Source organism: Rufibacter immobilis, assembly GCF_003721565.1.
Lineage (GTDB): Bacteria > Bacteroidota > Bacteroidia > Cytophagales > Hymenobacteraceae > Nibribacter > Nibribacter immobilis.
In genome coordinates this window covers 743,440-768,086 of the sequence record NZ_RJJE01000017.1, presented here as the reverse complement: position 1 = coordinate 768,086, position 24,647 = coordinate 743,440, and the positions used below count along the sequence as shown (strand labels likewise).

The following is a 24,647-nucleotide window of genomic DNA, read 5'->3' as shown; positions in this document are numbered from 1 at the left end:
GGAAAGCGTATTTGTGACTTTTGCCGGTCAATTCTGCTCCCCGCTACTACAAAGGCCCCACAAGGGGCTTTTTATTTGTAAAGTACACAAGGCGAGGTAGCTCAGATGGTTAGAGCGTCGGATTCATAACCCGAAGGTCGGCAGTTCGATTCTGCTCTTCGCTACTCCAGGGCGTATCTGTGAAAAACAGGTTCGCCCTTTCTTTTTGCACCTGCCCCAGCCCTGCTTCTCCCTCACTGCTTCCCTAGAGAATACATTTTGTTCAAAGGTTTTCTTTCTGCTTCTGTGATGAATCAACTGAACTGTTCTTCTCCAAGTGTTCTCACACTGTAGGGCTCTTTAAGTATACCAATTACTTCTTTTAAAGGTGGTTGAGGGACGCTACTTGCCATCTAAGTTTAATGGCTTCTTCATCCATTGAGTATGAGCGTTACGTTGGTTTAGGCTATTTTTCGGAAAAAGAGCCGCTAAACATAAGTAATTCCAACTAGATAGAAAAAGCCAAATTGTGTCACAGGATCAAGGTATGCCCTAGAAATGAGAATTTTTTTAAGGCTTCAACTAAGGAAAGGTAGTTGTACTTTAGAACTTCTACTTCAATGGTTAGAGTAGATGAATACTCATAATAACCTGTATAACAAAATTGTAAATGGTTGTAAAAGCCATTGCACCAAGTTAGTAACTTATCTTGGCAACCTGTACCTCCTCTTCATTGCTGCCAAACCGAAGCAGCAAAACTTGCCCTAATTTTGCCCCGATAACGGCTTTCGCAATAGGTGCCACAAAAGCGATTTTACCTTGGGCTACAGAAGCCTCGTCAACTCCCACAATGGTGAAGGTACGTTCCTGCCCGGCATTCTTCCCTTTCAGAGTTTTAAGGGTAACCGTTGCACCAAACTTTATTTCATTGGGGCTCTGACTCTGCGGTTCAATTACTTTGGCGGTAGCAATACGTGCCTGTAGAGCTGAGATCTGCCCTTTCAGGATAGTCAGTTGTCGGGTACGGTTTGCCTCATCCTCTCGGTTCATTTCGGCGCGGCTCCGCTCCTCCTCCAGCTCCATCAGCTCATGGTGCAACTGCTCCAACCCAGAGGGAGTTACATAATTGAGGGTTCCGGGCGGAAGGGCCGCCCTAGGTGGAATGATAGGTGCCTCACCGGCGTCATCTTCTTTTACAAAAGCTCTGCTCATGCTTTCCTAACGAAGAGGCCTGTGCCCAGGTTTGGCGGGAGTCACAGCAATCAGTTATAAAGCATTATCACGCAGGAAAGTCAACCACCCTGATGCAGTTCTGGTTTTAAGCTATTTTTCAAAAAAGAGGCGCTAAACCGAAAGGAGAAAGCAGTACGGTTTACTTTATTACTGTAACCAAGTTTAGCGGCTCTTTTTCTGAAAAAAGAGCTAAACCAGAGAATGTCTTTATGAACCTAAGTGCTTAGCATAAAAAAAGCCCAGCGTGTGCTGGGCTTTTTCTGAGGTATGTATGGAAAAGGTTATTTCACCTTTGCAACAATTCCAGTGAACGCTTCTGGATGGTTCAAAGCTAAATCAGCCAAAACTTTGCGGTTCAGGTTGATGTTGGCTTTTTTCAAACCGCCCATCAGTTGTGAGTAAGACAGACCGTTTAAGCGGGCGGCAGCGTTGATACGCTGAATCCAAAGAGCACGGAAGTCTCTCTTTTTCGCTTTTCTATCGCGGTAGGCGTAAAGTAAACCTTTCTCTACTGCGTTTTTGGCTACTGTCCAAACGTTCTTTCTACGGCCAAAGTAACCTTTGGCCATTTTCATGATTCTTTTTCTCTTGTGGCGGGCAGCCACTACATTGACCGATCTAGGCATTTCTACTTTTTTTTGGGGCTGGTGATCTCGGTTTAATTCTTAGTTACCAGTTCCCGATGAAACAATTGTGATAAATTGATTGGGTTAAGACGCAAGCATGTTCATCACGTTGGCGTGGTCAGCGGCGCTAACTAAACCAGTGTGAGTCAGATTTCTCTTCTGCTTGGTGGTCTTCTTGGTCAGGATGTGGCTTTTATAAGCGTGTTTACGCTTGATTTTGCCAGTACCTGTCAGGGTGAATCTCTTCTTAGCCCCTGATTTGCTTTTAACTTTAGGCATGGTTTATATAAATAGTGAAGTTTTATTTCTTCGCTTTCGGCCCCAAAAACAGGAACATCCGTTTTCCTTCCAATTTAGGGAGCTGTTCTACCTTGGCTACCTCTTCAAGCGCCTGGGCAAACTTCAGCAACAGCAACTCGCCGCGCTCTTTGAAGACGATGGTTCTACCCACAAAGTGCACATAAGCCTTCACTTTTGCACCTTCCGCTAAAAACTGGCGGGCGTGCTTCAGTTTAAACTCAAAGTCATGCTCATCTGTGTTAGGCCCAAAGCGGATTTCCTTCATCACCACCTTCGTGGTTTTGGCCTTCATCTCGCGTTGCTTCTTCTTCTGTTCGTACTTGAACTTAGAATAGTCAATGATGCGGCAAACCGGCGGATCTGCTTTTGGCGAGATCTCCACCAGGTCAAGATTCTGCTCCTGCGCCATCCGGCGTGCTTGCTCAATGGTGTAAATGCCTGGCTCCACGTTCTCGCCTACCACCCTTACCTCACGTAAACCGGTAATACGCTGATTGATGCGATGCGCTTCTTCAACCTTGCCACGTGGCACGTAGCGTTTGTTATTCGTAGAAATAGTTGTACCTCCTTAATTAAGGTTTCACATTCAGGGTGCGAATATCGCGTTTTCCCTTTTATAATAAAAGTAATCTTCTATATTTTTTATCCAAGCAACTCTGCCAGCACTTCTCTGAAGTTCTGCACGAAGGCATTTACCGGCATGGTACCCATGTCGCCTAAGCCATGTTTACGGACAGAGACAATCTCATTCTCCTGCTCTTTCTCGCCCACAATGATCATGTACGGCACCTTGCTCACCTCGGCATCTCTGATCTTACGGCCAATCTTCTCATCACGGGTATCAATGTACCCTCTAATGTCTTGGTCGGCCAGCAGGGCGTTCACCTGGTGTGCGTAGTCGTGGTATTTTTCAGAAATAGGCAGAATGGCTACCTGATCTGGACTGAGCCACAGCGGGAAATTACCACCGCAGTGTTCAATCAATACGGCTACAAAACGCTCCAAAGAACCAAAAGGTGCCCGGTGAATCATTACCGGACGGTGTTTCTCATTATCTGAGCCAATATACTCCAGGTCAAACCGCTCTGGCAGGTTGTAATCTACTTGAATGGTTCCCAACTGCCACTTGCGGCCAAGGGCATCTTTCACCATGAAGTCTAGCTTAGGTCCATAGAACGCAGCCTCGCCCAATTCAGTTACAGTAGGTAGTCCTTTCTCCGTAGCCGCTTCAATAATGGCATTTTCGGCTTTCTCCCACAGATCATCAGAACCAATGTATTTGGCTTTGTTCTCTGGGTCGCGCAATGAGATTTGGGCCGTGTAATTCTCAAAGCCCAACGCCTTGAACACGTACAACACCAGGTCAATCACCTTCGTGAACTCCTCTTTTACCTGATCTGGGCGGCAGAAAATGTGGGCATCATCTTGGGTAAAGCCCCTAACGCGGGTTAACCCGTGTAATTCCCCGCTCTGCTCATACCGGTACACGGTCCCGAACTCAGCCAGCCGCACCGGTAACTCTTTATAGGACCTAGGACGGGTTTTATAGATCTCGCAGTGGTGCGGGCAGTTCATGGGTTTCAGGAAGAACTCTTCTCCTTCATTGGGAGTCCGGATGGGCTGGAAAGAATCTGCGCCATACTTCTCATAGTGACCTGAGGTCACATACAGTTCCTTAGAACCGATGTGCGGGGTAACTACCGGCTGGTACCCTGCTCTCTGCTGAGCCTTGCGCATAAATTGCTCCAGGCGCTCACGCAGCATGGTGCCCTTAGGCAACCACAGCGGCAAGCCCATGCCTACTTTCTCTGAGAAGGCGAACAATTCCATCTCTTTCCCCAGTTTGCGGTGGTCGCGGCGTTTGGCCTCCTCCAGGCGCTCCAGGTACTCAGTCAGTTCTTTCTGCTTAGGGAACGTGATGGCGTATACGCGGGTAAGCTGCTTGCTCTTCTCGTCACCGCGCCAATAGGCACCGGCTACGTTCATCAGTTTGGCCGCCTTGATAAAACCAGTGTTTGGAATGTGCGGCCCCCGGCAAAGGTCAGTGAAATTGCCCTGGGTATAGAAGGTGATGGAACCGTCTTCCAGTCCCTGCAGCAAATCCAGCTTGTAAGGGTCGTTTTTCTCCGTGAAGTAAGCGATGGCTTCCGCCTTGCTGATGGGCTGACGGATGTACTCACTTTTCTGGCGGGCAAGTTCCAGCATTTTCTGCTCAATGGCCGGGAAATCCTCTTGAGAAAGAATTCGGTCATCGCCTAGGTCAATGTCATAGTAGAAGCCGTTCTCAATGGACGGACCAATGCCCAGCTTCACGCCTGGGTACAAGGCCTCCAGCGCCTCTGCCATTAAGTGGGCGGAAGAATGCCAGTAGGTAGCTTTCCCTTCGTCGTCGTTCCAGGTCAGGAGTTGGATGGAGGCGTCCTGGGTGATGGGGCGCGTCAGGTCCCATACCTGGCCGTTTACTTTCACGGCCAAAACGTTGCGGGCTAAACCTTCACTGATGGAGGCGGCAATCTCTATGCCGGTCACTCCCTCCTGGTACTCACGGACCGAACCGTCTGGTAAGGTAATATGGATCATATAGACAGAATAAACTTCTTCAGGTTGGGCATGTTTTCGGCAAAATAGCTAAAAAACCGTTATGGCGCTCAATGTATCCATCTTTGGTTTCTCCACTGGCCTACTTATGCGTTGCAAAGCTACACTATAGCGTGGGTTCTGCGGATATTTTCTGGTTAAAAAAACGTAATGCGGGCGGGCGGCCTCTTTTTGACCGGTCCATTCCAGACAGGAAGCCAGAATCCAGCGGTTATGCTCCGTGAGGGGCAAGCCAAGCTCGTTCGCTTTCAGGAGGCTGGGGAGAGCTGTGCTGTACTGACGTTTCTTGTACCACGTCTCTCCCAGACCGGCATATGCGGCGGCGTCATCGGGCTTCAGCTGGATGGCTTTGGCAAAACAGGCAGCCGCCGTATCGGTGAGGCTGCGGCTCAGGAAGTTGCGTCCCAACTGCTGCCACCAGAATCCCTCCTCCGGCTGCTTTCCTACCCCCGCCTGCACGAAAGGCAGAGCCTGGTCAAACTGCTTACGGGCGGTGTAGATGGCGCTCAGTTCCCGGAACGCTGGCAATGAAGCCGAATCTCTGAGCAGTGCTCGGTTCAAATTAAACAACGCCCGGGTAGTGTCTCCGGTTCCCGCCTGGGCTTTGGCCAGCAGCACGTAAAATTTGGCTTCGCCGGGTCTTAGCTTGATGGCTTTACTGCCGTGGCTAAGCGCCCGGTCATACAGGTTCAGTCCTACGTAGGTTTCAGCTAAAATGGCCTCAGATTCTGGGGAGTAGAAATTGAAGGCTTTGGCCTGCATCATCATCTTCATGGCCTCCTGGTACTGCTGCCCGCCGGTTAGAATCTTGGCCTTCCAGAAATACGCCTCGCCCAAAGAAGGATCCAGGGCCGTAGCCGTGGAAAGGTCTTTGAAGGCAGGCTGGGTTTTCTCCAGCGCCAGATACAGTTTGGCCCTTTTCACAAACCACTCCGGCTGCGGATTGCGTTGCTCCAATGCTCTGGTGAGTTCATTGATCTGGGAGGGTATGCTGCTGTCTACCCGTCCCGGATGGAACATTCTTTCTTCTGAAGCCTTTTGGGAGCATGCGGAAAGCAAGCCCAGCAAACCTATAAGAAAACAAAGAAGACGCATACCAGCAGAGGGAAAAAACGATTTGATGAGCAAAGGTACTATTTCCGGTGAAGTTTCTAATGCGTTTAGGGGCCGTTTTCTAAAAAAACAGCCCCTAAACGCTATGGGTTCACTGAAACAGAGAGCCGCACTCCCCAAAGCGGCGCATCCAGGTTCCGGTACGTTAGCCGGTGCACCAGGTCTGCCCTGAACAACTGGAATATGTTTTTGAACCCGATGTTCACCTCGGCGTATGGGTCTTTGCCTAAGCCTCTGAAGTTGCCGTTACCCGTGACCGCCACAGCTTCTGTTGGTTTGTTTCTGTCAGACAGACGCCCGTACAATACTGCCCCGCCCGCCACCAGTTGCAGCTTGGTCTTCTTCAACAGAGGCAAGCGGTTGGTTAAAGAGAAGGCACCTTCAAAATGATGGTCATACCGCAGGGAAACGTATTCATCGGTGGCGAAGGCGAAGAAAGGCATCAAGTTATATCCCTGCAAAATGAAGAAGGGCGTTTCATTGCCAATAGGAATCTGCAATAGAGGCAGCGGAACTTTAGTGAAGGTTTTCCCGGCTTTCAAATAGTAACGCCCGTACCCAAAAATGCCCGCCCGCACCCGCTGCTCCAGGGAAAGAGCTATATCCTGATATGACAAATCTGAATTCATTAAGCCGCTTAGCCCCGCTGAGATATCCAAACCGATGATGGGGGCATTTGAATTGGAGATGGGTATTTTCTCATAGTGCCTAATCAGCATTTTCCTATCTGGGGAGAAGCGTAAACTTAGCACCACATCTGTACTTGTAAATCCTGAAAACTTAGTCTCTTCCCTGTCTGCGGTTATTGGTTTAACCTCAAAGACAGGCTTGTAATTGGCGTGCCTAAATGTAAGCCGTTGCCTGAAACTTGGGAACCATTCACGCTCCGCCCACAACTGAATGCGTTCCTGCTGGTAAGGGAAGTTCATAGTCCCCCACCGGAAGGAAGAGAAAAAAAGACTATTGATTTGGGCATTGTCTAAGTTCATGGCTGCCGGGCCTACATCATTCATGTAACTCGCTCCCCATTCTGTCCACAGCTCCCGGTTGGCTATATACCGCAGATTCAATAAACTTTTGATGGATTGATCTTTGGTGCCATACGCCAGATAGCCATTCAGGATCCAATTGGGGTGAAAAGCCTGGGTAGTGCGCCCTCCCACCTGAAAGCGGTGCCCTTCCACATTGTTGTACACGTACGTACCGAATACCGGGCCGAATTCCAGTTTCTCATTCACCGGCAGATGTCCTTCAACCACCACTCTCACCAATTTAACCGCGCTCTTTATCTCAGGCAACTGGTTGATCTGCGCAATGGATTCTACCCGTTTCTGTTCCTGCGGAGTGAAGGCCATCGGCCGAACCGCCTGCCAAAAGCTTTCCTGATGTTTCAAAGCAGAATCACTGATCTGGTGCGTCATGTCAAAGAAGCTTTCCGGTTTAGGCTGCCCCAACACAACATCGGCATATGTAGTTGTTGTCTCCACAAATAATCGCACGTCTGTACCCGGCAAACCCGTGATTTGGAATCTGCGCTTGCTGGAAACAGGCAAAAGAGCCGGTTGTTGCTCATCCCAGGTTTGTACAATTTGCAAATCGCTCACAAAATTGAGGGCCGCGTCTTTGTTTAGTTTCAACTCCACCCTGCGTAAAGCATAGGTACCCTCCGCAATCCAGATGGTTCCTTGGAAAGCAAGATCTTGGGTACGTTTGGGTATGACTTTGAGTCGGTAGAGTTTACCCGCAGCCGTTTCCATACTATCTTCCAGGTCATAGTCATAGTAACTAGCCCACTGATTAGCGATCGGGCTCACGAAGTCTTTGTCAAACATGCGCAGCCAGTTCTGGTTCAGAGAGAAATGCTCAGACTGGGCGTTCAACAGCTGCGCCATCTGACTCTCCCGCTCAATGCCCACACCAATTATTTTACTGGCTTTCAGAATCTCCTTGGACTTGCGCGGGCTTTGGGAAAAATAACTCTCTTTTACCGTCTCAGACTGGAAGATGGGTAAAGAGGCCGTACGGGAACCAGCTTCTGCATAAATGCTAAGGCTGTCCAGATACGGGGCGTAGCGCTTGGAGAACTTTTTCTTTTGATCAACGGCATCTTTTTCCAAAATGCTGCCTTTCATAAGAGTATAGGTCCTGAACTGAAGGTAGGTCTGGTTCTCCGGCAGGTACAGATGCTTATTTCTGGCCGCCGACCGCACAATTCTAAAGGCAGGATTCTCTTTTGGCCGCACCACTATCTCCTGAATGGCGTAACTCTGCCGTTTCAATTCCACCGTTGCATTCTGCCGTAACTCTTGCACCGGCTTGAATTGCGCCACATAGCCCATAAGGGTAAAGGTGACGGTATCTTTGGAATTGAATTTAACGAGTTTATACCTTCCTGCCTCATCTGTGAAAACAGGCACTTTCTGAGAATGCAGATGAACGGTTACATACTCCAGCTCTTTTCTAGTGTCTGCATCAATCACTTTACCACTCAGTGGTGAAGTTTGGGCGTACCCTAACCTGGTGCAAAGAAGTAGAAGAATATAAAGGAATAACTTTCTCACCAGATGGGTATTGGATTTACTAATATAAAGAATGGTATAAAGCTTTATATATTGTTTCTGCTATTTGTTTAGAAAATTGTGGCACAAAAAAATGAAATATGCAGAGGTTAGCTACTGCCACCGTTCGAATAGTTCCTTTTACTAGACAGCCTATTCCAATAAACCCCTATGGCATCTTTGTTTTTCCCTTATTTTTAGAAAAAGAGGCTCTAAACAGGAATGCCCGCCTTGCCAACGGCACCTCTCTAAAGGTACCGTTGGCAAGGCGGGCATTCCTGTTTATGATTGGCTAAGCTCTTACTTTAAGCACTTCCTGTAAGAGTATTCTGCATCTTCTGCTTACTTCAAGGTCTTCTGTAGTGGTTAACTTCTGGTCTAGCGCCCGCTGAAGGGTTTGGACACAGTCATTGGATAAATTCGCTTCCCGCTGTACGCGTGCCAGATCATAGTAATAAAGCAAATTTGAGGGGTCAAGCTCTATGGCTTTGGAGATTGCTTCAATGGCTGCCTGATTAGAAGATATAGGAAGCGGAAGATGCGTAAGCAGGCGGTTGGCAGAGCGTTCTGTAAAAGAAAGATTGGCTACTTTGAAAGACCATCTGCCCATTAGGTGCCATGAGTCGGCATGTCTGGGATTTTTTGCCAGAGCTCTATCCAAGAAGGTCTTGATCTGGTTTAACTGCACCATCCGCTCTTTTAAAGTAACGGTTTGGCACAGATTGCTCAGGGAGAGCGCCATGATATAATTAGATTCCGCCACTGAGCTATCTACCAGTAGAGCTCTTTGGGCAAAGGTGAAGGCTTTTTGATAATATTGGCTTTTTTGAGTATCATCTGGGAATCTACTGCCAATACGGCCACAGACAATACTGGCTTTGATCAAAGCTTCCTGCTGCTCAGGCTCAGATGCAAGAAGTTGCTCATATTTAGCCAGCGCTTCAGCATCTTTATAATCTTTATAAAGCTGATTTGCCTCCCAAAGCAAGTTCTCCGAACCTAGGCCGCCAGAAATGGCCACCAAGTTCGGAGAACTTATTAGCAGGATCATTAAAAATAAGAGTTTAAAAGTCTTCTGCATATTCCCCGTTAAAACTACCTGTCTATTGCCAGCGGAATCTACAAAATCTTTCTCTAAACTCCTAAAAAAGGTTAAGCTGCTTCTTAGGGGTTTTGGCTGGTTTTTGTAGATCCTCGATTGGTTCTGTTTCTACGGGTAAATCCAATACAGGTTGTAATGTATTTATACCAAGGGAAACTTCCTCTCCTACTGAAAATGAAGCAGTTGCCTCTTGCATTATTTGAGGCTCAACTTTTAAAGATTTTACTGGTTTAGTACCATTTTTTAACTTTGTTGGCTCAACTTCTTCCTCCTTTTGGATAGTTACTCCAAAGATCTTAAAGTAGCTGAGCTTATTGCCCATGGCACGCCAGCCTTTCACATCTATAAACTCGCTCAGCAACAGAACATCTGTTTCCTTTTCAGATTTCTTATCGCGCTGCAATTTTATCTCTGCTTTAGGTTCTGGATGCACAGAGGCTGCCAGCAGCTTAGAGCCTTTGGTTTCGCTAATAAAGGTAAACCGTTTGCCTACCGTGCTGGTCTCTACCGTAAACCGCTTTACATAAGAAACTTTCGTTTCTCCTTCGGTATAAATGGCAGATACTACCAATTCAGGGGAGAATTTATGAACCACCTCAATGTTAGGGACATCATAGTGGTTGGATAGCTCAAACGAAGTCAATTCATAGGAACCATCTTTGTAGATCACCAAAATAGTGTCATCTGTATTGAAAGATCCCAGATATCGACCACGGTTCTCGGTATTCAAACGCCCAATCACTTCATCGTAATAAATCTCACGTCCGCCACGGGTAGATTCACCCAAGGCTTTCTGCGTCACCTTCTTGATGGGGTGCTTAGTCACGATGTTTCCTTGTGAGCCTTTGCCTTTAATGAGCAGTTCCGCAAAATCAAAGTCAAACTGTTTCACGCGGGCGGCACTGGCTGGCTGTAACTGAATACTTACTACCTCAGACTCTGAGTTTGGGTTTGCCGTTAAGTAAACCACTTTGGAGTTTTTCTCGCCTTTAGTAAGATCATACTCCTTATCACGGGTAATGGAGGTAACTGCAAATCGTTTGGCATACGAAATACCTGTCTTACCATCAACATAGATCATGTTGTAGACCATGTGCTCATCATTCTTGTTGTAAACGCCTACATGAATGATGTCTTTACCCATGAAAATCTTGTCACTGATGCGGGATACCATGAACTTACCGTCTTTTCTAATGGCAATGATGTCATCCATGTCAGAGCAATCACATACAAGCTCGTCTTTTTTGAGGCCATAGCCCACAAAGCCGTCTTTGCGGTTCACGTACAGCTTCTGGTTGGCTACCGCTACCTTTTGGGCAGACACCACATCAAAAGTTCTGATCTGGGTTTTACGCTCTTTCCCTTTGCCATACTTGGCCAGTAAGCCTTCAAAATAGCTGATGGCGTAACGGGTAAGGTTAGCTAAGTTATCCAACACCTCCGCCATTTCCGCCTCCAGTTTCTTGATATACTCATCTGCCTTGAAAGCATCAAATTTGGAGATACGCTTAATTTTAATCTCCGTGAGGCGGATGATATCGTCTTGCGTCACCTCGCGGCGCAGCAGTGGCTTATATGGATCAAGGCCTTTGTCAATGGCTTCCAGAACGGCTTCCCAAGTTTCACACTCTTCAATGTCACGGTAGATCCGGTTCTCAATGAAGATTTTCTCTAGGGAAGATTGGTGCCATTTGTCTTCCAGTTCTCCCAGCTTAATCTCCAACTCGCGCTCCAGCAAGCGCACAGTTTTCACCGTAGACATTTGCAGCAAATCATCAACGGTCATGAACCGAGGTTTGTCCTCAATAATGACGCAAGTGTTGGGCGAAATAGAAATCTCACAATCTGTGAAGGCATACAAGGCGTCAATGGTTAGGTCAGGAGAAATCCCTGGCGGAATATGCACCTGAATCTCCACGTCTTTGGCCGTGTTGTCAATTACCTTCTTGATTTTGATCTTGTTGTTCTCACTGGCTTTGACAATGGACTCCATCAACGCCGTGGTGGTGGTGCCATACGGTACGTCACGGATGATCAGAAGTGATTTGTCTACTTTCTCAATGGTGGCACGCAAACGGATCTTGCTCCCTTTGGAGCCACCGTTGTAGTTGGTAAAATCGGCTAAGCCACCCGTAGGGAAGTCTGGCAACAGCTGTGTTCTACGGCCTTTAAGGACGTCAATGGAGCCTTTGATCAGCTCTCGGAAGTTGTGGGGCATGATCTTGGTAGACAAGCCTACGGCGATCCCTTCCACCCCCTGCGCCAGCAGCAACGGGAATTTTACCGGTAAGGTCACCGGCTCGTTTTTGCGGCCGTCATAGCTCAACTGCCACTCCGTGGTCTGCGGATTGAACACCACATCCAGCGCGAATTTAGTAAGACGAGCCTCAATATAACGGGCCGCCGCGGCGCTATCACCGGTGCGCACATCGCCCCAGTTCCCTTGGGTGTCAATGAGCAGGTCTTTTTGCCCTAGGTTCACGATGGCGTCTCCAATGGAAGCATCGCCGTGTGGGTGGTACTGCATGGTTTGGCCAATGATGTTCGCCACTTTGTTGAAACGGCCATCGTCCATTTCCTTCATGGCGTGCATGATGCGGCGCTGAACCGGCTTGAAACCATCTTCCAGGGCAGGCACGGCCCGCTCTAGAATTACATAAGAGGCATAGTCCAGAAACCAGTTCTCGTAGAGACCTGAAACCGAGACAATATCATGGATGGTCTCTTCACCTTCCAGTTGCCCCTCCAGTTCCAGGTTGTTCTCGTTTTCCAATTCTTCGTTAAGCATATACCTCCTCTACTATATCTTTTTCAATCTTCAAATTCTCAATAATAAACTGCTGACGCTCCGGCGTGTTCTTGCCCATGTAGTAAGACAGAATCTTCTGTAGGTTCTGCTCCGTCTTACCCAGGATCACCGGTTCTAAGCGAATATTCTCGCCAATGAATTTACCGAACTCCTCCGGTGAGATCTCTCCCAAACCTTTAAAGCGGGTGATCTCCGGGTTCTTGCCCAATTTGCGCATGGCGTTTTGCTTTTCCTGCTCATCATAGCAGTAAATGGTTTCCTTCTTATTCCGCACGCGGAACAAAGGAGTCTCCAAGATATACAAGTGGCCGTTCTTTACCAGATCTGGGAAAAACTGCAAGAAGAACGTCATCATGAGCAGCCTAATGTGCATGCCGTCCACGTCAGCGTCTGTGGCGATTACTACGCGGTTATAGCGAAGCCCCTCCAGCCCTTCTTCAATATTGAGGGCGTGTTGCAGCAGGTTAAATTCTTCGTTCTCGTAAACGATTTTCTTCTTCAACCCAAAGCAATTCAAAGGCTTTCCGCGCAAACTGAACACCGCCTCTAACTCCACGTTTCGGGACTTAGTGATAGAACCGGAAGCCGAATCCCCCTCCGTGATGAACAGAGTGGTCAACGCTTCTTTTTCCTGCTCCTTGCCTTCACCTAAGTGGAAGCGGCAGTCGCGCAGTTTTTTGTTGTGAAGGTTCGCTTTCTTGGCGCGCTGGTTAGCCAGTTTCTTAATCCCAGCCATGTCCTTGCGCTCGCGCTCACTCTGCTCTATCCTTTTCTTCAGCGCCTCGGCTACCGTTGGATTTTTGTGCAGGTAGTTGTCCAGGTGCTCCTTCACGAAATCATTCACGAAGTTACGCACCGTTGGCCCGTCGTGGGCCACGTTGATGGAGCCTAGTTTGGTTTTGGTCTGGCTTTCAAACACCGGCTCCTGCACCCGGATGGCAATAGCGCCTACAATAGAACCTCTAATGTCTGTGGCATCATAGTCTTTTTTGTAGAACTCACGCACTGTCTTCACCACCGCCTCGCGGAAAGCCGCTAAGTGGGTACCGCCTTGGGTGGTGTACTGGCCGTTCACAAAGGAATAATATTCCTCGCCATAGTCGTTGCCGTGGGTGAGTGCGAACTCAATATCCTCCCCCTTCAGGTGGATGATAGGGTAACGCATGCTCTCCTCATCAATCTTGCGGGACAAAAGATCTTTCAGACCGTTCTCTGAGTAGTACTTCTGTCCGTTAAAGTGGATGGTGAGACCTGCATTCAGGTACACGTAGTTCCAGATCTGGTTCTCCAGAAACTCAGGGATGAAGTGGTAGTTCTTGAAGATGGTGTCATCTGGCACAAAGGTGGTGGTGGTACCGTTGCGCTGGTTGGTCTCCTGCAGCGGCTCATCATTCACCAGTTCACCGCGCACAAACTCAGCTACCTTTGTTTGTCCTTCACGCACAGACTGGATTCTGAAGTGCGTAGACAGTGCGTTCACCGCCTTGGTACCCACCCCGTTTAAGCCCACAGATTTCTGGAAGGCCCGGCTGTCATACTTACCACCGGTATTGATCTTGCTCACACAATCAATTACCTTGCCCAGCGGTATACCACGGCCGTAGTCACGCACTACTACTTTGTGGTCAGAAATTTTTACTTCAATAGTGCGACCATGCCCCATCATGTGCTCATCAATGGAGTTGTCAATCACCTCTTTTACAAGAATGTAAATCCCATCATCGGGAGAGGAGCCGTCGCCCAACTTACCAATGTACATACCCGGGCGCAGCCGGATGTGTTCACGCCAGTCAAGGGAACGTATACTATCCTCGTTGTAGGAAACATCAGTCAGTTCTGCCATAGGGAACTTTAGGGTTTAGTAGAATTAGGTAAAATAAAAGAATTTTTGCGTGTACTTTGCCATCAGAACCGCGAATGAACAACAATAATCCCAAATCTTGTGCTCTCAGGGCAACCTTTTCTTCTGGAGAGGCTATGCAGAAAGAGATTATTCATCCCGTGTAGATAACCAAATAGGGGGCTTCGCGGTTCATTTAAAGCCTCTACTTTTGCTTATTTAATTAGCTAAAGTTAGCAAAAAAGTGAATAACAACAACTTAAAAACTAAAATTATTAGCAATACTTCATCTAAGCCTGAACCTAAATCCAAATGGAAATAAAACTACCTTCTTACTTTAAATACACAGTGATCCTGCTGGGCCTTTTCCTGCTGCTCCACTTTTTGCAGACTTTCAGTCCGGTGCTCATTCCTATCTGCTTTGCCGGTTTGTTCGCGTTGCTGCTACTGCCCATGACCAGAGGGATGGAAAAACGGCTGCCCCGGGCTTTAGCCATTGTAATTTCCCTGGTCATTGTGATTCTGATCCTAGGGCTGCTGATCTGGTTTCTGTCGGCGCAGATCAGTAATTTTTCCAGTGAGTTGTCTGAGATCAACAGCAAATTGTCTTTGCTGCTGGCCAAGTTCCAAACCTTTTTGTTTGAGCGTTTCGGGATAAAGCCTACGAATAAAAGTGAGTTCCTGCAAAAGGCCTTAGGGAACGTGACCCAAACCGGTACCGCTTTTCTGGGCAGCACTATCTCCCTTACTACCGGGGCGCTCACGGTGCTTTCCCTCATTCCTATTTACGTGTTCTGCATGCTGTACTACCGCGACCACTTGCGCCAGTTCATGTTTCAGTTCATTACCAGAGACCGCCGGGAACCGCTCATGGAAACCGTAGACAATATTCAGCGCGTTGTGCAGGGGTACCTATCTGGTCTGTTGATTGTGATTGTGGTGGTTTCTATCCTGAACTCGGTGGGTCTCCTGATCATGGGGGTGGAATACGCTATTTTCTTTGGGGTGCTGGCCTCAATCCTGACGGTGATTCCCTACATAGGTATTTTGATTGGCGCCATGCTGCCCGCTATGTTCGTGTTGGTGAATACAGGATCGGCGGCACAGATGCTCATTGTGATTGGGATTTTTGGGTTTGTGCAGTTCCTGGAGGGGAATTTCATCACGCCGTACGTGGTAGGTTCCAAAGTGAGCATCAATCCGTTTGCCGCCATTGTGGCCCTGATCCTGGGCGGCGAGATCTGGGGCGCGCCAGGCATGATCCTGTCCATCCCTATCATCGCCATTCTCAAAGTGATTTTTGATGCGTACGGCCCTTTGCAGCCGTTCGGGTTTCTGCTGAATGACGTGCAGCAGGAGAGCAAAAAGAACCGGCTCTTAACTAAACTGAAACAACGGAAGGACGGTTGAATTTGCGTTTAGGGGCTCTTTTTCCAAAAACAGCCCCTAAACGCAAAACCATCACCACTGAAGAGCAGCTGACAAGGCTGCTTTTTTGGTTTACAGATACAACCTAAACCGAAGGCATGAAACGATCTTGCTAATTTTTTGGTTCTTTTACTAAACCCACTAGTATCATCTTCCACCTTAACCGCTGCGCGTGTACGCCATCATAGATATAGAAACCACCGGAGGCCAACCCGCCGATGACCGCATCACGGAGATCGCGATCTTCATCCATGACGGAAATCAGGTGGTAGACCAGTTCCACAGCCTCATCAATCCGGGGCGGCCCATTCCGTTCTTCATCTCGCAGCTTACCGGCATCACCGACGAGATGGTGAAAGACGCGCCCAAGTTCCATGAGGTGGCCAAGCAGATTGTGCAGATCACGGAGGGCAATGTGTTTGTGGCCCACAACGTGCGTTTTGATTACTCTTTCGTGAAGAAGGAGTTTGCCGACCTTGGCTTCACCTTCCAGCGGAAGACCTTGTGCACCGTGCGCCTCAGCCGCAAACTGATGCCGGGACTCCCCTCTTACAGTCTGGGCAAACTCTGCCAGAGCATCAACATCCCGCTGCAGATGCGGCACCGCGCCATTGGCGACGCCGAGGCCACCGCCGTACTTTTTGACCGCCTGCTCAAGATAGACAAGAAGAAAGTGGATGACTCCCAGGACGACAAACTGCTGGAGGCATCTTCCATCTCCAAGGAAATAAAGACATCGCTGCTGCCTCCTGCCATTTCCAAAGACATGGTAGATGCCCTTCCGCTGGAAGCCGGTGTGTACTATTTCCATGACGAGCACGGCGAGATCATCTACGTGGGCAAGAGCAAGAGCATCCGGAAGCGGATCATCCAGCACTTCAACATTGACTTTAAGAGCAAGAAGTCCATTGAGTTCAAGAACCGCATTGCCAGCATTACCTATGAGCGGACGGGAAGTGAACTGGTGGCCCTGCTGTTTGAATCTGACGAGATCAAGAAGCGCAAACCCTTCTACAACCGGGCCCAGCGCCGGAGCGTGTACCATTCAGGCATCTATTCTTATTATGACCAGGATGGGTACCTGCGCCTCACGTTCCAGAAAGCCAAAACTGAAGTACCGCCGCTGTTGACCATGTCCAACCAGTTCCAGGCCAAGAACTTCCTGTACAGCCGGGTGGCCAAGTACAACCTGTGCCAGAAGCTCTGCGACCTGTACAAAACCAACGGCCCCTGCTTTGATTACCAGGTGCACCAGTGCAAAGGCGCCTGCGTGGGAAAGGAATCGCCGGAGGAATACAACCAGCGCGTGGTGGAAGCTCTGGACGCGTTCCGGTATGACCATGACTCGTTCGTGATCATTGGCAAAGGCCGGCATGCCGAGGAGAAATCTGCGGTGGTGGTAGACAACGGCCGTTACCTAGGCTTCGGGTATTTTGACGAGACGTTCAGCGCCAGCTCCCTTGAAGATTTCAAGGGCGTGATCAAGTATTACAATGACAACAAAGACACGCAGCAGATCATAAGGGGCTACATGCGCACCAAGCACCAGGACAAGGTATTGGTGTTTTCAGAGGCGGCATGATTTTCCGTTTAGGGGCTGTTTTTAGAAAAAGAGCCCCTAAACGCACTAGTGCAGGCGGTAGCGCAGGAGCCAGCCCTTGCCATCAAATTCATTGGCCGCCGGGGTATATGTTTTCTTTTTAAGCCTGCGGTGGCGGGGGTACTCATTTCCATCTTCCTCATCCAGCACCTGTATCTTTTTCCCTTTCAGGCGCAGTCCAGGAGCAAGCTGGAGTTCATCGGTCTCTTCCCCGCCGTAAAGTTTGATCTGCATTTTGTTGGTCCCCTCGCCTTTCAGAAGAAACGTATCTTCTTCTCCCAAACCGTAAATAGACAGCTTTTTCGTCTCAGACGGGCGGAAGGTTCTATGGTGGAGCAGTCTTTTGTCTTTGCCGGGCGTTTTATCCCAATGCTGCACCAGCAGGGTTCCATCTTTCTCAAAGCTCAACTCAAACAGGTCTTCACCATCGGTGCCGGGTAAGTGCACTTCTCGGTTAATCTCTTTGTAAAACACGCGGGCAGCCCTCAACAGGTCTTTGCGGCGGCTTTTGAGCGAAGTGGAAAATTTCTTCAAAGACAGTTCCTGTATCTGGGGAGGCCACTGTTGCAGGGCTTGGTCAATGACGGCATCGGTCAGTTTTTGCTGCAGTGCCAGGGCCTCCTGCTCAAACTCTTCCTTCGTGACATAGGTCAGCAGATAAGCGTCCATCTCTCTGGAGCTCTTCATGAGGCCTTTCACATTTGTGCTTTCTATGGTTTTGTCAAAGCTCTGGTAGTTGGGCTTGAACATACTTACCATTTTAGTGAGCACGCCATCATTGAACTTAAAGAAGGCGTGGTCGCGGTCGCGCGGAATGGGAGAATAGTGGGTGATGCCCTCCTGCCAATGCACCGCCCAGCGCCATTGATCTTCCCTGCGGCTCCAGTCGCCCAGCCACATGTCAAAGAGGCGGGAGCGCAGATACCGGCGGGCCTCTCCCTGATGCAGCGGGTTACTGACCATGCGCTCAAAGGCTTTTTTGGAGCTGATCACTTCCTCTGGGTTCCCGAAACTCTCCAGATTCTTCCAGTTGCCATCGGGCCTTTCTTCCAGCAGCGCCAGCATGTGGGCAAATTCGTGCCGGAACTCCCCCAGCGCCGGGTCATCGGCAATATAGACCAGCATGGGATTGGTATGGTACACATCGGCGGCCTTGGCCAGCGCGGCTACAATAAAAGCGCCGTAAGGATGGATGACGCTGGTCTGGTCCCGCATGAGGTTGGCAACAAAGGTGCGCTGCAAAAACGGTGGCAAAGCTTTGGACGGGTCTTTGTCAATGGATCTTAACACATACTCCTGGCTGTCTGGGGTCATGATGCGGAGGTTCTTGGTCTGAAAACTACCGCCCTGCACCAAAGGCTTTGCTCCACCCTTGAAGTCCTGTAGCCTGAAATACGGCACCTCCACGGGTTCAGCCCAAATTCTGCGGTAATGCTTTCCCCACCAGAACCGGTGAAAGGCGCTTTTCTGGTAATGCGAACCAGCCGCCACCTTAGTAGAAGCTTCTTTTGCCTGAGCAAAGACAGTCTCTGGGTAAAAGAACGGCAGATGCAGGATAAACAGAAGGAGGACTCTGGCTTGGCATGACCTCTTGGAAGATGATTTGGCAAATAACATAAGCGCGTATTTATACTTATATACCCACCGCTAAGTTCTGTTGGCAGGAAGATTGCTTCCCCAGCAACCAACAATAAGTTGCCGCTATAACCTTTCTGCCTTAGTTGCGGTATGGCAGATGATCTAATGAGACACATGCGTAAACTACTGATCTATATGGGAGGCGTGGTTCTACTCCACTTCGGCTGCGCCAAGAAAGATTATTTCCAAACATCGGCGCTGGTGCGCCCCGAGGCCCAAAAACCTAATGCCAAATGGGATTCTGCCACCGTGGTAGCAGGCACCCATTACCGCAAAAACTTTTTGCACACGGTTTTCTGGGGGAAACATTACCGGCAGGTTTGGGCCCAGCCCGTGAAGCTGCCTGTGCTGGATGTAAGTAAGATGCACGGAGGGTTAACACCGGAGAAAATGGGCGGCGGTTTCCAGACCACTAGCCTTACTCTCCAGAACGAGGACGGAAGGCAATACTCGCTCCGCTCCGTAGACAAAGATCCGCAGGAAATACTGCCCAAAGGCCTCCGCAAAACGTTTCTTTCCAACTTGCTCAGGGACCAGACCTCAGCGGCGCACCCGTACGGGGCCACGGTGGTTTCCCATTTGGCAGGCGGGGCCAGAATTCCGCATAGCCACCCGCGCTACGTCTACGTCCCTAAAAACGAGACAGGCCTGGGAAAAAACTCGGTGGAGTTCCGGGATAAAGTCTTCATGCTGGAAGAGAAATATGAAGGCAAAGAAGCCATTACAAGCTATCTGGGCAAAGCTAAAAATCTGGTGGACACCGAAGATTTCCTGGAGAAACGGTTCTCAGAACATTCTCACTTACCAGACCAGCTCTCTTTTGCCAAAGCCCGGTTGTTTGACGTGCTCATTGGCGACTGGGACCGTCACGAAGGGCAATGGCAGTGGGCCGTCTATGACACCAGCCAGGTGACCACCTATACTCCCGTCCCCAAAGACCGTGACCAAGCCTTCTTTAAGTTTGATGACGGGGCTATTCCCTGGCTTTTCAGCCGAAGCTGGGCTCCGCTCAAGAAAATGAAGACATTTAAACACAAGATCACCTCGCCCGAAGGGTACCTACAGAATGCACAGTTCATAGATGAACGTTGCCTGAACGAAGTAACCCTGGAGCAATGGCAGCAATTGGCGGTACAACTCCAGAACCAACTCACCGACAGCGTCCTAAACTCGGCGGTAGCCACGCTCCCCACGGCGGTCTATGATTTAACGGGCCAGGAGATTCTGGAGAAACTGAAAAGCAGGCGCGCGCAGCTGCCCCAGGTAGCCACGCAGCTGTACCGCCATTTGGCCAAACATGAACTGGTAGCGGGTACAGACCAGAAAGAGAAATTTATTGTGCAGCGCCTGCCCAACGGCGACACCCGCGTGCTCGTCTCCCAAATGGCCGGCAAAGACAAGGAAAGCAACCTATTGGTGTATGACCGGGTGTTCAGAAAGAAAGACACCAAAAGCATTTCACTCTACGGTTTGGCCGAGGAAGACAATTTCATTCTGCTGGGCGAAGGCAAGAAAGGGATAAGGGTCAACATCTACGGCGGCATGGGCGAAGACGAAGTGAAAGACAATTCCCTTGTGAGTGGCTGGGCCAAGAAAACGCGCGTGTATGACACCCGCCAAGGCATTGAGGTGGAGAAAGGGAAAGAAACCAAGGTAAAGAAATCACGAGATGTGAAAGTGCACGCCTTTGACCGCGAAGGATTATAAGAGGCGCCGGAGAAGACAAAGCCATTGGGCTTGCGTTTAGGGGCTGTTTTTCCAAAAACAGCCCCTAAACGCAAGCCCGATTTATGTAGCCCCTATAGGTCTACCCTACCCGTAGAGGCTGCTCCGTTTTGGCTTGGTCAGCTGCTTTGAAATCTTTTATATAACACTTCCACCAGGTATTGTCGCGGGTTTGGGCATCACGGTGGAAGTGGTTGCGCTCCAGCACTTTCTCTGAGGCCTCGTTCCCCGCCTCGGTTTCCGCTATCAAGGTCTGGATGTCTGGGCGGGTGGAACACCACCGGAGGAGCCCGGCCACCGCCTCGGTCATGATGCCTTGCTGCTGAAATTCCGGGTAAGTACCATAGCCAATCTCTACCTCTCCCTCCTCGTCGGGTTCGCCTTTGAAGCAGAGATCGCCCACCAGCACCTGGCCCTGTTTCAGGATGATAGACCAGAGCGTGTAGAAATAGTACTGCTCCCGGTGCTGGGGCACCAGCCGCAGAAAATAGTTTTCCAGGGCATCGGCTAAATCCTCGGCTATTTCCTTGGGCGAATACCCAACTCCCAATTGCTTCTCCAGGCTGCCGTTGTTGGCCACGTACAGGTGGAGCTGTGTTTCGGTGAGAGGCCTTATCAAGAGCCGGTTGGTCTCAATCTGGATCATGTGCAGGGGGATTAAGCACTTAAAATAAAGAAAAGTTTAACCTAATCCTACTTTACCGCCTTCAGCATCTTAATCACAAACTCTTCTGTCTTAGAGAGAAAAGGATTCTCTTTGCGGGGTTTGGCATCGTGCTTCCGGAGGTAATCAATGAGTTTGTCCTGCTTGAACAGGTTCACCACCTCTGGATGGATGTAATATTTGCTGCAAACGCTGGGCGTGTTCCCCAGTTCCTGCGCCACCATTTTGGCGGCCTCTTTCACCGATTTCTCTTTCTCAATGGCAGGGTTTTCATCCAGCAGCTGTTCCAGGCATTGTACCATGAGCACCGTGCCGCCCCAGGTCCTGAAATCTTTGGCAGTGAACTCCTCGGCGCTCAGGCTGCGAAGGTACTCATTCACGTCGCCGGACTCTATGGGTTGGCGGTTGCCGTCTTCGTCATAGTACTGGAACAGGTCATACCCCGGAATGTCCTGGCACTGCTTCACCAGGCGAGCCAGACGGCGGTCTTTGATGCTGATTTCGTGCTTCACGCCTTTCTTGCCCACAAACTCTAGCCGTAGGTGGTCGCCCTCCACTTTCACGTGCCGGTCGCGCAGGGTGGTGAGCCCGTAAGACTTGTTAGATTTGGCGTAGGCCCGGTTCCCTATCCGGATGAAGGAATTATCCAGCAGCTCCACCACAATGGCCAGGATCTTGCGTTTCTCCAGCTTCTTGAGGCGCAGGTCTTTCTCCACCTGCTTCCTAATGCCCGGCAACGCCTTCCCAAAGGCCAGCATACGGCCAAACTTGTTCAGGCTGCGCGCCTGCTGCCACTGCGGGTGATACACGTACTGTTTGCGGCCTTTGTCGTCTCGGCCAGTGGCCTGAATATGGCCGTTGGCCGAAGGACAGATCCAAACGTTGGTCCAGGCGGGCGGAATCACCAACTGGTTTATCCGGTCCAGCACTTTTTCATCGGTGACGGGTTCTCCCTTGGCGCTGAGGTAAATAAATTCTTTCCCCTTTTGCTGGCGGGAGATGCCGGGTTTGGTGTCTGGGAAATAGCGTAAGCCTGCCTGTTGGGCAGAGGCGGCGGCGTCTGCGTATAAAGCCTGAGGAGTTAACTGGTTGTCCATGGATGGCGTCAAAATCTTTACTCCTTTACCTTTTCCCGCACATAAAAGTTGTGCGGCTGGTTTGGGGCTGTTTTAGGAAAAACGGCCGCTAAACGGGAAGCTTAACTTATTTTCCGGTAGTATTGGTAAACTTTGCCCTTCTTCTGCCATTGTTCTTTTTGGGCAAATGCCGTAGAAGTGGAAATCTGATAAACAACTAACCCATGAATAACACCTTCTCCTCTCTCCTTGGCCCCCGCGTCTGTACCTCCCTGCTGCTGGCGGCTGGGCTCTGGCTGGGCGGCTGCGGCACAGACAAGAACGGCGACCGCGTGCTGTTTTCCATACAGGATGATTTGCAGCTGGGCCAACAGGTAGCGCAACAGGTAGATTCGTCTTACCGGGCCAAAGGGCAACTGCTTGACCGCAATTCCTCCAACCCCAAAATAAGAGCCGCCTACGCCCATTTAGACAAAATTGTAGCCAGAATTCTGGAATCTGGGGAGGTGAGCTACCGCGATGAATTTCCCTGGGATGTGAAGATTATTAATGACCCCGGCAACCTTAACGCGTTTGCCACTCCGGGTGGTCATATCTACGTGTTTACGGGCCTCATCCAGTACCTGGACTCTGAAGACCAGCTGGCCGGGGTCTTAGGGCATGAGATTGCCCACGCAGACCAACGGCACTCCATCAAACAAATGCAGAAACAGTACGGCATCTCCTTTGTGACCAGACTGGTGCTGGGAGAAAATGCCGGTGAACTGGAACGGGTAGCCAGCCAGATTGGGGGCCAGTTGGCGGGACTTAAATTCAGCCGAGACTATGAGCGTGAGGCCGATGAATACTCTGTCCTATACCTGGGAGCCACCAATTACTATGCCTGCGACGGCGCCGCTGGGTTCTTTCAGAAAATGCAGACCCTGGAGAAAAACGGGAACCCGCCGGAGTTCATCAGTACGCACCCCGCTCCCGGCAACCGTATCCAGGACATTCAGGCGCATGCGCGGCAGCGGGGTTGTAAAACCGTCGGCGCAGACAATTCTGAGTATCAGGAATTCAAGCGCAACTTAGGGTTATAGCAATTTTAGTAATGATCATCAGGGCAAAGCAGTTGCAGATGCCTTGCCTCCAAGCAGATAAACTATGGCAAACGATTGGAAAAATAAAGCCAGCCAGATCATTGAGAAAGTAGACGATTCTTTTGACCTGTTCATGCAACGGTTCCGGAATAGGTTTGGCTTGTATAAACCCTTACAGATTGTTCCCTTCCGGAGCTACGGCACCGTAAACCGGCTTTACCTCAAAGGGCGCGTACTGGCCAACAAAGGCATCACCTCCGCGGCCGACAATGACACCCTGCTCAAAAACCTGGTGAACATGTACCGCCGTTTTGAGAGCGATGAGGTACGGGACGCGCAGGTACGCATTAATTTCCAGGGGCAGGAGCATGCCGTAATCACAGACCGGGAAGGGTATTTCGTGATTAACTTAGAACCTAAAACTCCTCTGCAGTTGGAAGATATCTGGCACGAGATGGAAGTGGAGTTAGTACACGCCGATATCTCTTCTTTTGAGCCCGGCATTAAGACTGAAGCACACGTGCTGGTTCCTCCGCCCGACGCCGAATACGGCATCATCTCCGATATCGATGACACCATTGTGCTCACCTCGGCCACCGATCTGCTAAAAATGTCACAGCACACGTTCCTGAACAATGCCCGCACCCGTTTGCCCTTTGCCGGGGTTTCTGCTTTCTACCGGTCTCTGCAACTGGGCCGTAACGGCAAGCGCAACAACCCGTTTTTCTACGTGAGCAGCAGCCCCTGGAACATGTATGACCTGTTGCACGATTTCCTGGACGTGAACGACATTCCGGCCGGCCCGCTTCTCCTGCGCGACTTCGGGCTCATGCAGAACAAGTTCTTCGGGGCCGACCACATGAGCCACAAGTTCAAGGAAATCCAGAACATTTTGCTCACCTACCCGCACCTCAACTTCGTGCTCATTGGCGACAGCGGACAGCAGGATGCGCCCATTTACCAGGAAGTGATCAAGAAATTTCCGGGCCGAATCATCTGCGTGTACATCAGGGACGTGAACATCGAGGAGCGCGCGCAGATGGTGACCACTATTTCTGAGGAACTGAAGGGAACGGTGGAGATGCTTCTGGTGAAAGACACCGCCACCGCTGCCAAACACGCCGCTGACTCTGGCCTCATCTTCCATGAAGAGGTGCAGAAAGTGGAAGAACAGAAAGAAATTGACAAGAGCGACGCACCTGGTACCGCCACCCAGCAAGCGCCGGCGCCCCTCAGCAAAGACACCAAAAAGCGAGCTTAGGCTCTTGGTCTAACT

At 49.9% G+C, this 24,647-nt stretch carries 18 protein-coding genes and 1 tRNA gene; 6 read left to right on the top strand and 13 right to left on the bottom strand.

Annotation, left to right across the window (positions count from 1 at the left end; translation table 11 throughout):
• Positions 1–90 precede the first annotated feature (90 nt).
• Positions 91–164: transfer RNA gene (locus EFA69_RS16015), tRNA-Met, on the top strand.
• A 511-nt stretch (positions 165–675) separates the two neighbouring features.
• Here the strand turns inward: EFA69_RS16015 and EFA69_RS16010 are convergent.
• The 10 genes from EFA69_RS16010 to EFA69_RS15960 form a co-directional block, all read right to left on the bottom strand.
• Positions 676–1,191: a GreA/GreB family elongation factor gene (locus EFA69_RS16010; RefSeq protein ID WP_123134092.1), complete on the bottom strand. Its 516-nt coding sequence runs from the start codon at positions 1,189–1,191 to the stop codon at positions 676–678.
• Between the two features lie 302 nt (positions 1,192–1,493).
• Positions 1,494–1,838: a 50S ribosomal protein L20 gene (gene rplT / locus EFA69_RS16005; protein ID WP_123134091.1), complete on the bottom strand. Its 345-nt coding sequence runs from the start codon at positions 1,836–1,838 to the stop codon at positions 1,494–1,496.
• An 84-nt stretch (positions 1,839–1,922) separates the two neighbouring features.
• Entirely contained in the window at positions 1,923–2,117 is a 195-nt protein-coding gene (rpmI, locus tag EFA69_RS16000; RefSeq protein ID WP_123134090.1) for a 50S ribosomal protein L35, read from the bottom strand.
• 22 nt (positions 2,118–2,139) lie between these two features.
• Entirely contained in the window at positions 2,140–2,670 is a 531-nt protein-coding gene (infC, locus tag EFA69_RS15995; RefSeq protein ID WP_245964605.1) for a translation initiation factor IF-3, read from the bottom strand.
• A 110-nt stretch (positions 2,671–2,780) separates the two neighbouring features.
• Positions 2,781–4,718, bottom strand: coding sequence for a threonine--tRNA ligase (thrS, locus tag EFA69_RS15990; protein WP_123134089.1), 1,938 nt, complete (start codon positions 4,716–4,718; stop codon positions 2,781–2,783).
• A 48-nt stretch (positions 4,719–4,766) separates the two neighbouring features.
• Positions 4,767–5,756, bottom strand: a complete 990-nt coding sequence (locus EFA69_RS15985) for a tetratricopeptide repeat protein (protein ID WP_183906820.1) — start codon at positions 5,754–5,756, stop codon at positions 4,767–4,769.
• Positions 5,757–5,932: 176 nt separating this feature from the next.
• Positions 5,933–8,410 (bottom strand): DUF5686 family protein, encoded by a 2,478-nt coding sequence (locus tag EFA69_RS15980; protein ID WP_183906818.1) that lies wholly within the window; start codon positions 8,408–8,410, stop codon positions 5,933–5,935.
• 289 nt (positions 8,411–8,699) lie between these two features.
• The gene (locus EFA69_RS15970) at positions 8,700–9,488 is read right to left on the bottom strand and encodes a tetratricopeptide repeat protein (protein WP_148041387.1); all 789 of its coding nucleotides are present in this window, start codon (positions 9,486–9,488) and stop codon (positions 8,700–8,702) included.
• 61 nt (positions 9,489–9,549) lie between these two features.
• Positions 9,550–12,297, bottom strand: coding sequence for a DNA gyrase/topoisomerase IV subunit A (locus tag EFA69_RS15965; RefSeq protein ID WP_123134084.1), 2,748 nt, complete (start codon positions 12,295–12,297; stop codon positions 9,550–9,552).
• Positions 12,290–14,161 (bottom strand): DNA topoisomerase IV subunit B, encoded by a 1,872-nt coding sequence (locus EFA69_RS15960; RefSeq protein WP_123134083.1) that lies wholly within the window; start codon positions 14,159–14,161, stop codon positions 12,290–12,292. Before EFA69_RS15960 ends, EFA69_RS15965 begins: the two co-directional genes overlap by 8 nt.
• Before the next feature lie 309 nt (positions 14,162–14,470).
• On the opposite strand from EFA69_RS15960, the gene EFA69_RS15955 reads away from it, so the two are divergent.
• Together EFA69_RS15955 and EFA69_RS15950 are read left to right on the top strand one after the other, a co-directional pair.
• Entirely contained in the window at positions 14,471–15,568 is a 1,098-nt protein-coding gene (locus tag EFA69_RS15955; RefSeq protein ID WP_123134082.1) for an AI-2E family transporter, read from the top strand.
• Between the two features lie 190 nt (positions 15,569–15,758).
• The gene (locus EFA69_RS15950; protein WP_123134081.1) at positions 15,759–17,168 is read left to right on the top strand and encodes an exonuclease domain-containing protein; all 1,410 of its coding nucleotides are present in this window, start codon (positions 15,759–15,761) and stop codon (positions 17,166–17,168) included.
• 45 nt (positions 17,169–17,213) lie between these two features.
• Here the strand turns inward: EFA69_RS15950 and EFA69_RS15945 are convergent, their stop codons facing one another.
• A complete protein-coding gene (locus EFA69_RS15945; protein ID WP_123134080.1) occupies positions 17,214–18,803 on the bottom strand; it encodes a hypothetical protein in 1,590 nt (529 codons plus the stop codon).
• Positions 18,804–18,938: 135 nt separating this feature from the next.
• On the opposite strand from EFA69_RS15945, the gene EFA69_RS15940 reads away from it, so the two are divergent.
• Positions 18,939–20,531, top strand: a complete 1,593-nt coding sequence (locus EFA69_RS15940) for a hypothetical protein (RefSeq protein WP_123134079.1) — start codon at positions 18,939–18,941, stop codon at positions 20,529–20,531.
• Between the two features lie 100 nt (positions 20,532–20,631).
• Here EFA69_RS15940 and EFA69_RS15935 read toward each other — a convergent pair whose 3' ends face one another.
• A complete protein-coding gene (locus tag EFA69_RS15935; protein WP_123134078.1) occupies positions 20,632–21,195 on the bottom strand; it encodes a GNAT family N-acetyltransferase in 564 nt (187 codons plus the stop codon).
• A gap of 47 nt (positions 21,196–21,242) precedes the next feature.
• Positions 21,243–22,310: a DNA topoisomerase IB gene (locus tag EFA69_RS15930; protein WP_123134077.1), complete on the bottom strand. Its 1,068-nt coding sequence runs from the start codon at positions 22,308–22,310 to the stop codon at positions 21,243–21,245.
• A 203-nt stretch (positions 22,311–22,513) separates the two neighbouring features.
• Between EFA69_RS15930 and EFA69_RS15925 the strand changes: the two genes are divergently transcribed.
• The gene (locus EFA69_RS15925; RefSeq protein ID WP_123134076.1) at positions 22,514–23,371 is read left to right on the top strand and encodes a M48 family metallopeptidase; all 858 of its coding nucleotides are present in this window, start codon (positions 22,514–22,516) and stop codon (positions 23,369–23,371) included.
• 64 nt (positions 23,372–23,435) lie between these two features.
• Positions 23,436–24,632: an App1 family protein gene (locus EFA69_RS15920; protein WP_123134075.1), complete on the top strand. Its 1,197-nt coding sequence runs from the start codon at positions 23,436–23,438 to the stop codon at positions 24,630–24,632.
• The last annotated feature ends 15 nt before the right edge of the window (positions 24,633–24,647 follow it).